The 15,227-nt window shown below is 68.3% G+C and carries 7 protein-coding genes; all 7 read right to left on the minus strand.

Annotated elements, in window-relative coordinates; genetic code table 11:
• Positions 1 to 123: 123 nt before the first annotated feature.
• A complete protein-coding gene (locus ACWPN7_RS27815; protein ID WP_040137590.1) occupies positions 124 to 315 on the minus strand; it encodes a hypothetical protein in 192 nt (63 codons plus the stop codon).
• Positions 316 to 656: 341 nt separating this feature from the next.
• Positions 657 to 1,079 carry a hypothetical protein gene (locus ACWPN7_RS27820; protein ID WP_456529303.1) on the minus strand — a complete coding sequence of 141 codons (423 nt, stop codon included), beginning with the start codon at positions 1,077 to 1,079 and terminating at the stop codon, positions 657 to 659.
• Positions 1,080 to 1,091: 12 nt separating this feature from the next.
• Positions 1,092 to 8,489 (minus strand): beta strand repeat-containing protein, encoded by a 7,398-nt coding sequence (locus ACWPN7_RS27825; protein ID WP_492273524.1) that lies wholly within the window; start codon positions 8,487 to 8,489, stop codon positions 1,092 to 1,094.
• 86 nt (positions 8,490 to 8,575) lie between these two features.
• Positions 8,576 to 8,764 (minus strand): hypothetical protein, encoded by a 189-nt coding sequence (locus ACWPN7_RS27830; RefSeq protein WP_040137587.1) that lies wholly within the window; start codon positions 8,762 to 8,764, stop codon positions 8,576 to 8,578.
• Positions 8,743 to 9,081 carry a hypothetical protein gene (locus tag ACWPN7_RS27835; protein WP_200776698.1) on the minus strand — a complete coding sequence of 113 codons (339 nt, stop codon included), beginning with the start codon at positions 9,079 to 9,081 and terminating at the stop codon, positions 8,743 to 8,745. The genes ACWPN7_RS27830 and ACWPN7_RS27835 overlap by 22 nt, the downstream gene beginning before the upstream one ends.
• A 123-nt stretch (positions 9,082 to 9,204) precedes the next feature.
• The gene (gene gpJ, locus ACWPN7_RS27840) at positions 9,205 to 14,526 is read right to left on the minus strand and encodes a TipJ family phage tail tip protein (RefSeq protein ID WP_492273525.1); all 5,322 of its coding nucleotides are present in this window, start codon (positions 14,524 to 14,526) and stop codon (positions 9,205 to 9,207) included.
• Positions 14,523 to 15,227: a Mov34/MPN/PAD-1 family protein gene (locus tag ACWPN7_RS27845; protein ID WP_459196320.1), complete on the minus strand. Its 705-nt coding sequence runs from the start codon at positions 15,225 to 15,227 to the stop codon at positions 14,523 to 14,525. The genes gpJ and ACWPN7_RS27845 overlap by 4 nt, the downstream gene beginning before the upstream one ends.

The raw sequence follows: 15,227 nt of genomic DNA on the forward strand, positions 1-15,227 counted from the left end.
GGCCGATGGACGCGGGTCCATGGACCGGCGCTGCGCTTCCATTTCGAACCCGACGCTGGCGACCGGGATCGCCATTGCCGCCGGGGTCTTCAACCGCAGGCTTGTGATGCCGGCGGATTGCGATCAGGGGGCGACGCCGACGCTGGTCGTCTCCATGCCCTTGATCAGGTCGGCAACCTCGCCGTAGGGGCGCTGGGCCAGATAGCCGAGGATGCCGTTGGCCAGCTCGACAGGAAGCGCGATGTGCGTTGCCGGACGGGATTCCGGAGCGGACGCGGCCGGAGCGGTGGTCGGGGCGGTGGTGGTGTCGGACATGATGGTCTTTCTTCTGATGGGTTGTGGTTGGTGGCAGAAGCGCTCGACGGGGGTCGCCCCCGTCGAGCGTCTGGACGAGGTGCCGTCCGGTGCGGCTGTGCATCGTGGCGACGGCCCTACGCTGTTTCCGTGCCCATGGAGCGGCGGCTGGACAGGCCGACGGTGCTGATCGCGGAGCCATGCACGTCGTTGACATGGCTCAAATCGGCGTCCTCGTTCTCCATGAGTAAGCGGTTACTTATTATGCGGTGAAGGCGTCGGCGCGGTCAAGCGAAAAGTGATCACCCAACGTTGCCGATGGTGCCGGCCAGCACCACGACGGGCCGCCCTGCGAGAGCGCATCATGCAAAGGTCGACGCCCGGCGGAACAAGGCGTCAATCCGGTCGTCATCAAGCCCGAGATGCGCCGCCGCCTTGGCGATGATCGCGTTGTCGCGGCGGACCTCGCTGGCATACTGCCAAGCGAGTTGCTCAGGCTTGCTCAGCGTCGCCACGAAGGCATCGGCGCCGTCGAGCAGGTCGGCTTCGAGCAGCGCCATGCGGGCTTGCAGCGGCGACACGGTCTCCGGAATCGGGCCGACCGGGACATAGGGTTCCGGGTTGGCCGACAGCGCGCCGGTGGCCGGGTCGACCAGCATGCCGATCTCGACCTCAACCGCCTCGTCCACTTCAATGTAGGCGGTGTCGGCGGGCGGCGCGAAGCCGACCATGAACTGGGTATAGCCGGTGACCACGTTGTTTTCGTCGTAATGGACGTACTTCATGACGGATGGTCCTCAGTTGGCGGGATAGAGCTTGTAGACGTTGCGAATCAACAATCCGGAGTAGCGCGCGTTGACGTAGCGCGCGTTGACGGTGTACCAGCGGGTCAGCGAGTTGTCGGAGAGGTTGGCGTTCAGGCCGTTGTCGACGTTGATGACCGTCCAGCGCCCGTTGTCGACGTCCACGACATAGATGCCCGGCCCCCAGGAATTCAGGTCGATCTCGCCTTGTGTCGCGCCGCTCCAGACGTGCCAATAGCCCATCGCCTTGGTGCCGTTGTCCATCTTGCGGGCCAGCACGTTCGACAGCCAGTCATTGCACCACTGCATCCAAAGATTGCCATCAGAGCCGATGGTCAGTCCGGTAAAGTTGGCGCCGCCGTCCGGATGCAGCGTCAGGGACGATTTGGTGCCGCCGCTGCCGTTGCGCAGTTCCAGGCGCAGTCGGTCGTCGGTGGCATAGTAGAGCAGCCCGCGGTCGTTTGCCCCGCCGCCCGTGCGCAGCCACAGGTGAGTGTTGCCCCAGCCTCCGTGGTCCACGAAGGCACTGGCGCCGGACGCTCGCAGAGTGTTGGCCGACATTTCGCCCGATACGCTGCCGTTGCCGGACACGCCGAGACCGCCCGCGGTCACGGTCAGGCCGTTCGCCGCGGAGATGCGGTTGTTGACGGTTAGGTCACCGGTGATGGTGCCACCGGTAAGCGGCAGTTTGGTGCCATCGCTGCTGGCGATGGTGATGCTCTGCGCCGACGAACCGTCGTAGACCATGCCGTTAATGGTCAGCGCGTTCGCCACCCGGTTCGCCGTGGTGGCGGTGGTGGCGGTCGCCGCGTTGCCGTTCAGCGTGCCGGTGATGGTCCCGTTGACGATCAAACCGCCGGTGGTGAAGCGGGCGATGCGGGCCTGCTTGCTGTCCTCCTGGGCGTCGTTGGTCTGATTGTTGAGATACACGTCGAGGTACTCGTTGCCCCAGGCCCCCGAAGAGAAGCCCGACCGCAGCGAGGCGACGAGGCGGGGCGCCTGATCGGCGCCGCTGGCGAAGGTGCCGCCGAAGCGCAGTTTGCCCTCCCGGCCGTTGCCGCCGGCGGTCGGCGCCAGGAACAGATGGGCACCCTGGTTGCCCGGCGTGGTGCTGACGGTCACCTGCCCATTCGCGAGAAGACCGGCGAAGCTCGGCGTGGCGGTGCTGCGGACGTCCTGCTGGTTTCCTTCGTGCCACACCAGCTTGCGCGTCGCGGCGTTGCCGACATAGACGTCGCCGCCGGGCTGCAGGTAGAGGTCGCCGCTCGGGGTCAGGGCCATGTTGTCGGAGTTCGGTCCCGGCCCGTCGTTGCTGGTGCCGATCCTCAGCAGGCCGTTCTCGCCGCTGCTACCGTCGATGGCATAGGTGTCGTCGTCGTTCGTCCAGGCGATCCACCCATAGTCCGCACCGCCGGTGTCCGTGCCGCCGAACAGTTCCTCACGCCCGAAGTAGATGGCATTGCCGGCGTTCACGCCGATGTTGCCGCCGAAATTGGTGTTCAATCTCACATCGAAACGGGCGGCCGCAATGTTGTAGCTCCACACACTACGGTTGTTGAGCCAGTCGTACAGCCCGACGCCCGCAGCGGCGCCGTAGAGCCCGGCGTTCACCCCGGTCTTGACGAATTTGACGTGCTGCTCGGCGGTTGCGTGGCTGAGCTGCACATGCCCGCTTGTGACATCCTGTCCGCCGGCCACGCCGAGCCCGTTTCCGACATACACCCCACCGGTGTCGAGGGCGATCCGGAGCGGGCGCAGGCTGTTCCATGTTCCGTTGGCATCGTTGTTGTTGGTCAGCAGCACGTAGTAGCTGTTGCCGTCGTTGCGGTGGATGATGCCGACCCCGGCAGCGCTGGCACCCTGTTTATGCCGAATGCCGTCGTTGGTCTGCGCGGCGAGCTGGCCGTTCATCGTCGCGCCGGCGAAGGTCGGCGCGCTGGTCGTCGACAGCGCCTGCTGGTTGCCATCGTGCCACACGCGCTGGCCGTCGATGGTCACGTTTCCGGAGCCGGGGACGATCACGCGGGTCGCGTTGCCGGAACCAATCGCCACGCCATAGCCGTCGCCCGCACCGCCGAACTGGACGAAAGCCTGGTCGGTCACGTCGACACGCCGCTGGATGCGCCAGCCCGCTGAAGCCCAGGCGGTGTTCGTGCCCTCGCCCCGAACGATCAGGGTGCGCAGATAATCGGTGTTTCCGGTTCCGGAAACGCTCACGCACTGATTGTGAAGAACGGAATTGCCCACCGCCGTTCCAAGCGGCGCGAGGTAGGTCTCGGTCTGCGTTTGGAACTGCGCCAGCGTCGGTTGATTGGCCGTGCGATGCACGTTCAGCCAGGAGACGGCGGAGCTGTAGGCGTCGTTGACCGTCTGGTGCCGGAGGATCTGATTGTCGGCGATCGTCCGCCACCGGCCGTTGTTCGCCGCGGCGTCCGACTCCCAGATGTTGTAGACGGGGGCCGCGCTCTTGATCTCCATGGATGTGGCAAAGAGAGCGCCCCCGGCGTCGCGCAGGGCAATCTTACCGGCGTCCGGAGTCGAGGACGTGTCGATGGTGCTCAGCACACCGTACCCGTTCAGCGACAGGCCCGCGCCCGCGGTGATCTGCAGCCCGCCGTTGCCGCTGGTCCCGTTGCCGCCGACGGCGATGAGCCGCACATCGTAGTCGGTCGCCGTCGCTCCGCTGTGAAAGTCGATGAGCGGCGTGCTGGCCGTGCCGTCGATGCGTCCAAGTTCGATGCTGGCGTTGCCCTTGCCGAGCAGATTCAGCGTCGCGGAGCCGGCGGCGGGATTGACGGTGATGGCGCCGGTGAAGGTTGCTCCAGTCAACTGCGCGCCGGTCGCCGTGGTCAGGACGGGGCTGCCGTTGAAGGTCAGGGCGCTGCCGGACAGGGCGATGTTGGAGACCGTCATCCCCGACCGCTGCACGTTCAGCCACGTCGTCCAAGCTGTGTTGCTGTCGTTTGCCAGCACGCCGAGGAAGCACCCGTTCTCGACGTCCAAAGTCCACGCTTTGGTGTCGGCGGCGGCATCGCTCTCCCGGAAGTTCACCGAGGGGTGTCCGTTGCTGACGTAGAGGTTTCCGCCGAAGGTTACGTTGCCGGTCACCTGGGCGTAGCGGCTGTCGCCCGCTGTGCGGTCGAGAATGTCGCTGGCGTTGATGGTGCCGATGCCGCGCTTGGACACGGCGTTCGCCGCCGTTTGCACCAGCACGCCGGCGTTGCCGTCGAGGCCCGCCAATGTGGTGAGCATGGCGTTGAGCGGCTGCGCGTCGGTGATGCCGTACCCGGACAGGCTGGTGGGCTTGCTGGCGTTGGTGATGTCGCCCCAGGTCGGGCTGGTGAATGTGAGCAAGCCGCCGCGCCGCGCCAGGAAGGTGTTGTCGGCGGTCGCGGCGATGTCGGCGACGTTGCCCGCGCTGTTGGCGGCCCGCCCGATCACCGAGGTCGCGGCGCCCTGGCGGAAGTGGCTGTCGCCGACCGCGTTGGGCTGGATCGAGGTAACGATAATCCCGGTGCCACTGCCGGTGATCGGCCCCGACAGGGAGATCGTCTGATCACCGGTGTTGGTGCCGCTGACCGTGGCGTCGCCGGGGATGGTCAGCGTGCGGTTTGCGTCGCCCGTGGTGATGGTCAGCGTGCGGTTGGCCGTCAGATTGGAGCCGAGGGCGATGGCGGCGCTGTGCGAGTTGTCGGTGTCCCACAGCCGGACACTGGAGAAGTAACCGGTCTGCTGGACGGCGGTGTTGAGCAGCGTGTCAGTCAGCCAGCCCGAGGCAATGGTCGGCTTGCCGGTGGTGATGTCGCTCCAGGCATGGGTGTGGCCGACCAGCGACAGCGTGCCCGAGGCGTTGGGCAGCGTATAGACGCGGGTGGTGCCAGTGCTGATGCTCGCGGCGTCGAAGCGCGCCTTGCGGGTGACGTCCGTGGTGTCCACGATGGCAAAGTTCGGCGCTCCGACCGTAAACGCCTTGTGGGTGATGTTGGAGTCATTGGCAAACCCGATGATCGGGTTGCCGCTCACCCCATCCGCGTTGAACACCGCGAGTTCCAAGGTGTTGACAGCGAGGCTGCGTGCCGCCATCCCGGCGGCAGTGCGTACGACCAGCCCATTTGCTGCCAAGTTGTTGAGGGAGCGCGTCTGCGCGTTGTAGACTGCTTCGAAGGGGATCGCCGTGGTGCCGAGCGTGCCGCCGTTGGCCGCCGTGCACTGGTAGACGAACCCAGCCTGCGTCGTGCCGCCGCGCACCAGGGCTATGCCGCTCAGCAGGTCGCTCCAAGTGTCGGCATCCGTCGAGCGGGTGAGCACCCACGGCACGCTTGCGGTGCCCACCGTCGTCACATCGTACCAGCCGTTCTGCGCGGCGATGGCCTGATCCTTGACGAGGACACGGTTCTCCGTTCCTCCGATGACGGCGACGCCATCGACGACCAATGCGCCGATGGTCTGGGCAAAGGTCAGGCTGGCCGTACCGCTCGCCGTCGCCGTCTTGGACAGCGTCACCGTGGTGCCGGACACCGCCGTTACCGTTGTCGCTGATTGGATGCCCGTACCGGTCACCGCCGCACCGACCGTGATCCTGGACGCGGCGTTCGCCACACCGGTCACACTGGCCGAACCGTTGGTCGTCGTACCGTTGGTGGTGTAGCTGGCCGTCGGGCCGGTCAGTGTGGTCGCGGTGGCGGTCACCGGGCCGAGATCGCCGGTCGTGGCATGGCGGACGGTGCGCTTGACCGGCAAGCTGTCCACCCAGCGTTTGGTCACCGCCTGGAAATCGGCGCTCGGGTCCTGGCCCAGAGTCACCACGCCGCTGAAGGTGGGATTTGCATAAGCGGCTTTGGTGGCCTCCAGGTCCACAAGGATATCCGCGATGGACGCCCCAATGGGCCCGTGCACCGGATCGACGTGTTCGATCTGATTGGAGGTGGTGCCGTGCGGGTTGCCGATGGTACCGAGATGGGCGTCGATCTGCGCGTGCGTGTTGGTCCCGGCGCCGCCGAGCGACTGGTGGGCGATGTTGGCCGGGACGAGCGACAGGAAGGTCTTGCCGGCCGTGTTGTCATCGCGCACGGCGAGGCCCGCATGCTCGGTGTCCACCGGCTTCGAGGTGGCCGAGAAGGTCAGGCGCTTGAGCGCTGCGTCGTAGTTGATGTTGATGTTCGAGCCCTGCACGAAATGCATCGTGTCGCCGGGCATCGAGGCCGTGAATTTCTGCTGGTTGCCGTCGCCGATGGCGGAGAAGCTGAAGCCGCCGACGATGGTACCGGCGGTGTCCGCATACTCCTTGGCCATCGCCGCCCAGTGCAGCGCCGAGTAGGCGCCAGACTGCACCGGGACGTTGAAGCCGTTCGACGCCCAGGCCGCCGCCAGCTCGCGCTGCGCCGACGCCTGATCGCGCATCTGCTGCGCGCTGTCGCGCGCCGACACGGCATCGACCTTGGCGTTGACGGCATCGGTCGCCGAGGTGCCGGCGGCGGCGGCGGCGGCGTTGGCGTTGGTGGCGCCGGCCGAAGCCGACTGCGCGCTGGCGTCGGCGGCCTGGGCGCTGGAGGCCGCGCTCGCCGCGCTCGCCGCGGCCTGGTCGCGCGCGCCCTCGGCGGCCGTGCGGGCGTTCGCCGCGGCGGTGGCGTTGGCCTGCACGCCCGACAGGTGGGTGGCGGCGGTGTTGGCGCTGCCTTGCGCGGCGTTGGCGCTGTTCGCGGCGGCGTTGGCGCTGGTGGAAGCGTCGCCGGCCTTGGTCGCGGCGGTGGTCGCCGAGGCCGCCGCCTGCGTTGCCGATGCCGCCGATGCCGAAGCGCTGCCCTGTCCCTGGGCGGCCGCGGTGGCGGCCGCGGTTTCCGACGCCTTGGCGGCGCCCGCGCTGGTCTGCGCGGCGGTGGCCGAACCGGCCGCGGCGGTGGCGGCGTTCGTGGCCGTGGCCGCGCTTGCCTGGGCGCCGGTCTTCGCCGTGTCGGCCGCCGTCGCCGACCCGGCCGCCGCCTGGGCGCTGGTCGCGGCGTTGGAGGCCGATCCGGCCGCCGCCGAGGCGGAGCCGGCGGCGTTGGTTTCGCTGGTCTTGGCGTTGGTCTCGCTGGCCTTGGCCGCCGTGGCGCTGGCCGCCGCCTCGCTCGCCTTGGTCGTCGCCGTCTGCGCGCTGGTCGCGGCTGCGGACGCCGACCCGGCGGCGCTGGTCGCGCTGCTCGCAGCCTGGGAGGCCGAGGTGGCGCTGGCCGTGGCGCGGGTCGTCGCCGTCTGGGCGCTCGCCGCGGCTCCGGTCTCGCTCGTCTTGGCGGCCGTTTCGCTGCCCTTCGCCGCGGTCTCGCTGGCCTTGGCGGCGGCGGACGCCCCCTCCGCCGCCGTCTTCGCCGCTTGCGCGCCGGCGTTCGCCGTTTCGGCCGCGGTCTTCGCAGCCAGGGCCGATGTCTCGGCCCGGGCCGCCGCCAGAGCCGACTGCGCCGCGGCCCCGGCGCTTGCCGATCCGGCCTGGGCGCTCGCCTGGGCAGCGGTTTCGCTGGCCTTTGCGCTGGTTTCGCTGGCCAGGGCCGCCGCCTGGCTGGCCTGTGCGGCGTTGCGCGCCGCCGCCGTGGCCACCGCCGCTTCGGACGCTTCGGTCGCCGCCAACTGGGCCGCCACGACATCGTCCTCGATCGCGTCGATCACCAGCTGGACATTGTCCATCAGGCCGCCGTCAATCATCTCCAGCAACGCCGATGGTGTCTCGACAAGGCGCACATTGCCCTGCGTGTCGGTCAGCGGATACTTGCCGTCGCCGTTCGGCCCGCCACGCGGGTCGCCGGCCATCCAGGCGACGAACTCGTCCTCGCGCAGCTGCCATTTGCGCACCAGGTCGGCCATGCGGTTGGCGACATCGGCGGCCATGGTGCCGGCGAAGTTGCGGATCACCATGTAGCCGGAACCGGCGCTGGCCGGGGCGGTCAGGCCGCTGGTCAGATTGGCCGAGACGATGACGGTGAGCGGTTGGCCCGGCGTCTTGGCGGTCAGGACGAGGGTGCCGCCCGTCGCCACGGCGGTCATCGGGCAGGTTGGCGAGGCGTTGATGCGGGCGGCCAGGCCGGCGCAGATCTCGGCCACGGTCGGCGAGGCGTCGCTGGTGAACTGGTAGACGAAGTCATTGATGGAGATCTCGTCGGTCTGCGCGGTGTTGGCGCTGACGACGCGTGGCGTGATCGTGTTGACCTGGGCAACCGGCGGGCGGCTCGTGCCGGTGTAGGGCGTGCGCAGAGTCAGCGCGGTGTTCGAGGCGACGGCCGCCACCTCGTAGAAGCGGTCGCCGTCGGGCGAGAAGACGTCGCCTGGAAACACCTGCGAGGCCCACAGCGTACCGAATCCGGTCACCGCCGTGGAGCCGTTGATCAGAGTGACGGAGCCGTCACGATACCAAGTTTGTGGCATTGCTGTCTTTCCGTCGCCGTTGGGCCAGCATGGGGTGTGGCCTCAGTACATCTAAGCGCTTACTGTATCATCGGGGCCGGCAAATTTCAATCCGGGAAGGGCAATTCGGCCTTGATGCGTGTGAAATCGATGGTCATGCGCTCCAGCTTTTCGGGGCGCCCGTTGGCCGCGTCGTGCTGGGCTTCGAGCTGGGCGTGCATCGGCCAAGCGGCGAGGTAGCGCCGTCGGCGCTCCTCGGCGATCTGCTCGGCGCTCAGGCGGATGGAGAGACGCATGTGACGACCTCCTGGAAGGGCAGATAGGGGAACGCGTCGATGACGACGGTCAGGCGGATCGGCAGCGGGCAGGACAGCGCCAGCTCGCCGCCGTCGACGGTGTGGGCGACGCCGTTGACCAGCACCGTGCAAGGGGACGGCAGGCCGCGCAGCGTTGCCGTGTCGGTGTCGTCGGCGAGGATCCGGGTTTTGTCGAACCCGAGCAGTGCTGGGCGCTCGCGGATCACCGGCTCATTGCCGGACAGGTCAACGTAATCGCGCTGCAAATCCGCCGACACCGGCAGGATGCCATGGTCCTCCGGGCGTTTCTGATGCATATAGTCGCTCACAGCGCAACCGCCGACACCAATGATGCTGCCGTCCGCCGCGTAGCGCGTGAACATAGCTCCAGTCAGCGGAGGGGTAAACGGAGCGGTTTCGTTTTCCACAAGCTTTACCCTTTATTTTCGGAGTTCAATAGCGACCATCCAGTGGGTGGAGTTGGAGGTGACGAGGCCAGCGTGATTACGTGATGAGAAGAACGACGTGCCCTTTCCCGGCCACATAACGCGCATTGAGGCGTAATTGAACACTCCATTCTGTCCACAGGCTATAAGAGCGACCGGCTTTCCAGAGGTAGTGATGCCGACCGTGCAGTCGTTATTACCGCTGGCCCATGCCATGTTGCCGGTGCTTAAGTCTTCAATTCTGTCACCGTTGACCGCCAGTTTATCGATGTTCGCCGTCTTGATAACGGCGTCGCCGATGACAGCCGATGAGATGCCGACCTTTGGGACGCCGTTTACTGTGGTGATGACGAAGGGCGCTTCCGCCCCGGTTTGGCCGGGCTTGACGACCAGGAAGTCATCGACACGGAAGATTAGGCTCGATCGCGTCCACGCACCGTCCGGACGCGCCAGCAGGTCCATGCCCGAGACGTAGCCGTTGGCGTCCACGGTGATCGAGTAGCGTCCCCGCAGGCCGTCGATGCTGCTCTGCTGGGTGCTGATCTTGGTGGTGTTGTCGTTGACCGTGGTTTGCAGCGTCGAGACGCTGCGGGCTACCGTGGACTCGGCGGTGACCCAGGTCTTGAGCGAGGTTTCCAGGCCGGCGATGTTGTTGTCGATCTGCGAGCGCTGCTGGGTGATCGTCTCGGTCAGTGCCTTGTCGAGATCGGCCCGCGCCCGGCTCTCGCTGGCGATGCCGGCCTCGGCGTCGCCGACCCGCGTGGCGAGCGCCTGGACGTCGGTGGCCGTCGCCGAGAGGCTGTCGCTGACCGCCTTGATCTCCCCGGCCACCGCCGCCTTGTTGCCGTCGAATTCCGAGGTCAGCGTGCGCAACTCGTTGGCGACGGCGGAACTCTCGTCGACCCAGGTGCGCATCTCGGTGTTCAGCGACGCGAGATCGGCGTCGAGCTGCGCCTTTTGCTGGGTGACGCGCTGGGCCAGCGCGCTGTCCTCCTTGACGCGCAGCGTCGTCTCGTCGGCCAGCGCGGCTGCAGTGTCTCCAACCCGGCCGAACAGCGTCGTGATGTCCTTGGCCTGCACCTCGTCGGTCTGCGCGAGCGTCTGCAGATCGCGCCCGATCGCCGCGACGTTGCCGTCGACGTCGCTGCGCAGCGTCCGGATGTCTTCGGCGAGCGCCTGTTCGGCGTCGGCGCGGGCGGTCTGCTCGGCGACGAAGCGCGTCCAGTTGCCGTCCACCTTGCCCTCCAGGACGGTGCGGTTGGCCGCCTCGGCGGAATCGGCGTCGGCGAGGGTGCGCCAACGCTCCTCGGCGAGCGCCCGGTTGTCGCCGACCGTTGCGGTCAGGTCGTGGATGCTTTCGGCCAGGGCGGTGTCGCCGTCGGTGCGGGCGCGGGATTCGGTCAGAACCGCCGCCGCGATGTCCTCGCCGGTCTTGACGGCGAGCAGGGTCACCTCCTCGGCGAGCGCGCCGAGGTCGTCGGCCTGGGCGGTAAGGCGGTCGGTGATGATGGCTCGGTTGTTCTCCCAGGCGGCGCCCATCTCGGTGACCGTCTCGGCGAGCGCCTGCCGGTCGGAGACCTCCTGGGTGATGCGCTGGTCGACGGCGGCGAAGCGGCGGCGGCTGTCGCCGCGCGTCTGCTGCAACGCCTCGAAGCGTTCGTAGCCGAGGCGCACCAACTCGGCCAGCGTCTCGGCCAGCGCACCGTCGAACCCCGACCGCGCCATCACCGCCTCGACGCGGGCGTCGAGGAAGGCGAAATCCTGACGCTGGATCAGGCGTTCGACATGGGTGTCGAGGAAGGAGAAGTCGATGTCCGGGACGTTGTGAACGATGTCGTCCTTGACGCGGTCCCACACCGCCTGCGCCATGTCCTCCACGCCGGCCGGGCGGGCTTCGCCGGCGGTGCCGAGGTTGGAGTTGAAGTCGCCGATGTTGCCGCCGAGATCGACCGCGCGCACCCAGTAGTAACGCACCGCGAGACCGGGGAGCCCAGCGCGGATGAAGTTGCTGCCCTTGACCTCGGCGATCTTTCCCGCGGTCGTCAGGTCGTTCGTCGCGCTTTCCCACACCTCGATGTGCGCGAGATCGGTGTCGGTCGGGTTGGACCAGCGCAGGGCGATCTGGCGGATGCCGCCGGACGCCGCCAGCCCGGTCGGCTGGCCGGGAGGCGTTCCCTTGCCGCGCACGATCAGGCCGATTTCGGTGCTGGCGCGGCGGTTGTCGTGGCCGAGCGTGGTGACGCGGATGGTGTAGCGGCCCTCGGCCGCCGGCTCGATGTCGAAGCCGCCGACGCGCGTCGTCGCCCATTCCTGCCACTGGCCGCCCGGCGTCATCACGTCGGCACGGTAGCCGGCGATCTCGGGCAGGTTGCTCGTCGTCCAGCTCACCGAGACGCGGGCCTGCGGCAGCCCGTTGACCCAGTAGACGCTTTCCACCGCCCGCAGGTTGGCCGGCGCTGGCAGCGGGGTGACGCCGCCCTGGTAGGCCGGTGCCGGCAGGTTGAGGCCCTGTTCGACCCGCGCGTACTTGGTCGGGTCGTGCAGGAGCGCCGTCACCTCGAAGACGTTGGGCTCCAACTCGCGGATGCTGCGGACACGGAAGCGGCGTGGGGTCAGGCTGGCGCTCGACAGCGACCACATCGCCCCGGCGTCGGGAGCCACCGGCAACGGGTCGACCAGCGTCAACGCGCTGTGCCCGCCGATCCCACCGGCCACCGCGCGGTCGAGGACGCGGCCGTCGGGGAGCGTCACGGACAGCGTGTAGGCGTGTCCGGCCTCAAGCGTCACCGGGGCGTCGAGCGTCACCCGGCCCACCGTCGCCGCGGCCACCCGCCCGCCCAGGCGCACCAGCGCGTAGGCCGGATCGGCGACCTGGATGATCTGTCCGGGTGTCACCTCCAGGTGGTCGAAGGAGCAGCGGTAGGTGACGGTCTCGGTCTCGTGCTGCTCGCTGTCGAGAATCCACAGGCCGAGGCGGCGGGCCTGGCTGCGGCTCGTGCAGCCGAACGCCGACACTTCGATCTCGCGGTGGCCGTGGCGCTCGATCAGCCGGGTGTTCTCGATGACCTCGATCGCGCCGCGGTACTCGTCGGCGGGGTCGTTCCACGCCACCTTGGCGACGGTGTGCCGGGCCTTCAGCGCCGTTCCCGCGTAGGAGAAGACGCCGTCGAGGACGTTGGCCGGCGCGACGATCACGCTGTCGTCGCCCGGCATGTCGGCGCTGGCGAAGACCTGGCCGGCCGCCCAATAGGCCATGCCGCGGAACGCCGAACAGATCGACTGGATGACCTTGTAGGCGTCCTCGCGGGTCTGGATGATGCCGTTGAAGGTGAAGCGCGGCTCCCAGCCGCCGGCGCCGTTGGGCACCGGTTGATCGCAGTATTGCGCGATCTGGTAGAGGCTCCATTTGTCGATCTGGCTGGCGTCGATCACCCGGCCCAGGCCGTAGCGCGTGTTGGTGATCAGGTCGTAGAGCACCCAGGCCGGGTTGTCGGTCCACGCCGTCTTGAAGCCGCCCTGCCAGATGCCGCCGTTGGCGTAGCTGTGGTTTTCCGGATCGTAGATGTCGGGCACGCTGACGCGCAGGCCCTTGACGTCGTAGGCACGCGCCGGGATCGACGAGCCGAACTGCTCGCTGTCGACGGTCAGCGCGATCAGCGCGCTGTCCGGGTAGCTGTATTTGCCGTCGACGATCTGCGTGTAGCTCGACCACCAGCTCTCATTCTGGACGGTGGCGCTGGTGCTGTCCGGGGTGAGGCGGCGCACCCGCACGTCCCACGGCGCGCCGCCTTCCGGAAGTTCGATGCGGTAGGCGCGCTCGTAGGCGGCGGTGGCCTTGCCCTCGATGGTGTCGGTGATGGTCTCGCGCCAGCCGCCGCCGTAGGGCCGCACGTCGATGGCGATCTGCACCTTCGAACCGTGCAGATCGCCGTCGTCGGCGTCCTGCTGGGTCATCATAGGGAAGCGCAGCGTGACGCGCAGCGCATCGGTGTCGGTGATGGTGCGGATCACCGGCGTGTCGGCCCGCACGCGGGTGGAGACGGCGACCTCGTTCTCGGCGGCGGCGAAGCCGGCGATGTGGTCCTGGCTCGGCAGACCGACCCGGCTCTCCCAGGTCACGCCCTTGAAATTCAACGTGCCGTCGGCGTTCTCGAGCGGCGTTCCGTCGAAGTAGACGCCCTTGGACCTGCCGACGGGCAGTTCCTCCAACTCGCCCTCGCCGATCAGGTCGACGACGCGCGCGGTCGAGCGCGACTGCAGGCTGTCGGCGTCCTCGCGGGCACCACCCGAACCGCCGCCGCCCTTCCCGCCGCCCGAGCCCGAGATGCCGCCATCGGCGACGGCGCCGTTGAAGCCGGAGCCTCCCCAGGGGTCGGTGTAGCCGCCGGCCTCGGTCTCGACGAGCGCGCCGACGAAGTTGTAGTCGTTGCCGACCCGGCGGGCCGCCTGGATCGTGAAGACGCCGCGGGTGAATTCGTCGTCGTCGGGGATGAAGCGCAAGCCGCCCGCCACCTGGGCGACGGTGAGCAGGCTGTCGGGGGCGACGGGCGTGTGGTTGGCCAGAAGCAGCGTGCCGCCCCGGACCGTGCCGACATGGAAGTGGCTGATGTCGGGATACGTCGTGGTGACGATCCACAGCGAGCCCGCCAGCACCACCGTGGTCATCTCCGACCCGTTGCCACCGGTGGGGCCGCCGGACATGATCTGTTCCGGGGCCATGCCGGCGGAGACGACAGTCGACCCGACGCGCAGGCGGCCGTAGATGAGCGGCACCGGGCCGCCCTGCTCGATGGAGTTGACCGGGCCGTTGAAGAGGAATGACTTGCGGTTCTCGACGCTCTCCAGGTCGCCCATTTTGGCCTGCGGGCTGAGCATCATCGAGACGCCGGACAGCGCCAGCGACAGGCCGAACATGGCGGCGGTGCCGTAGGCAGTCAGCGCGCCATTGGCCGCCACCAAGCCGGGTGCCGCCGCGCCTTGCGATGCGACGATCGCCACCGCCATGATGGCGACGCCGATCACCGCCTTGGCGCCGCCCTTGGATTTCTGGCTGGCCGCCGCTCCCTTCGGCACCGGGATGATGTGCAGGTCACCGCTGCCGAGCCGGAAGGTCAACTCCTGCTCGTTCAGCACCAGGCCGCTGCGCCTGTCGCCGCGCACCAGCTTGAACGCGCCGTCGCGCAAGGCCTTGAAGAAGCGGCCGGGGAAGTTGGCTTCGAGCGCGCGGGCGACTTCGGCCACCGAGTCCACGTCGAGCGTGAAGCCCTTGCCGAACTCCTTGCGCAGCGCGCCGTAGAGATGGACGCGGCGCATCATGGCGCGACACTCCCGTGACGCAGGACGTGCGTCACATAGCGCATCCACGGGCCGAGCGGCTCGCGGCGCGACAGGCGTTTTTGCAGATGGTGCAGGATCAGGCCGTTCGGCATGACGATGCCGGCGTGGTTGGGCACCTTGGAGCGGATGGCCATCAGAACCACGTCGTCGGGGCGCATCATGGCGCGGTCGACGGTGACGAAGCCGCGTTCCTGGAAGCCGTCGAGGTAGAGATTCTCGCCATGGTCCCACCATTCGTCGTCGCGCGCCTGATCGGTCACGGCGATGCCGAGGGTGTCGCGGTAGTAGTCGCGGCACAGCGCGTAGCAGTCGGTGACGCCGTGCACGAACGGCCGGCCGATCAGCGGCGGCACCGGCGCACCGGCGCCCCAGACGATCGGGGCGCCGGCGGCCTCGCCGTCGGTGGGGATGATCGCCCACGGCACGCCGGTCGCCAGTTGGCCGCGCATGTCGTCGCCCGACGGGTGCAGCGGTCCCATCGGGTGGGAATGGACCACCGCCTGAAGCCCGTCCGCGTGGGTCAGGTAATCGGCGTCGGCGATGTGGAAGTGGCGGGTCGGGTCGGGGTGCGTGTTGACGAGCGGCATGTATGCGTTGTCGACCACCATGCCGCAGCTTTCCTCGGGGAAGGCGGCGATGGCGTGGGCCTGCATGGCCGCGACGGCATCGGGCGTGAACAT

It is taken from the genome of Azospirillum sp. UENF 312511 (genome assembly GCF_058780635.1).

Bases quoted from the DNA above. Each gene is read 5' to 3' on its own strand.
- ACWPN7_RS27845 (WP_459196320.1), bottom strand. From the start codon at position 15,227: ATGTTCACGCCCGATGCCGTCGCGGCCATGCAGGCCCACGCCATCGCC.
- ACWPN7_RS27820 (WP_456529303.1), bottom strand. From the start codon at position 1,079: ATGAAGTACGTCCATTACGACGAAAACAACGTGGTCACCGGCTATACC.
- ACWPN7_RS27825 (WP_492273524.1), bottom strand. From the start codon at position 8,489: ATGCCACAAACTTGGTATCGTGACGGCTCCGTCACTCTGATCAACGGC.
- ACWPN7_RS27830 (WP_040137587.1), bottom strand. From the start codon at position 8,764: ATGCGTCTCTCCATCCGCCTGAGCGCCGAGCAGATCGCCGAGGAGCGC.
- ACWPN7_RS27835 (WP_200776698.1), bottom strand. From the start codon at position 9,081: ATGCATCAGAAACGCCCGGAGGACCATGGCATCCTGCCGGTGTCGGCG.
- ACWPN7_RS27815 (WP_040137590.1), bottom strand. From the start codon at position 315: ATGTCCGACACCACCACCGCCCCGACCACCGCTCCGGCCGCGTCCGCT.
- gpJ (WP_492273525.1), bottom strand. From the start codon at position 14,526: ATGATGCGCCGCGTCCATCTCTACGGCGCGCTGCGCAAGGAGTTCGGC.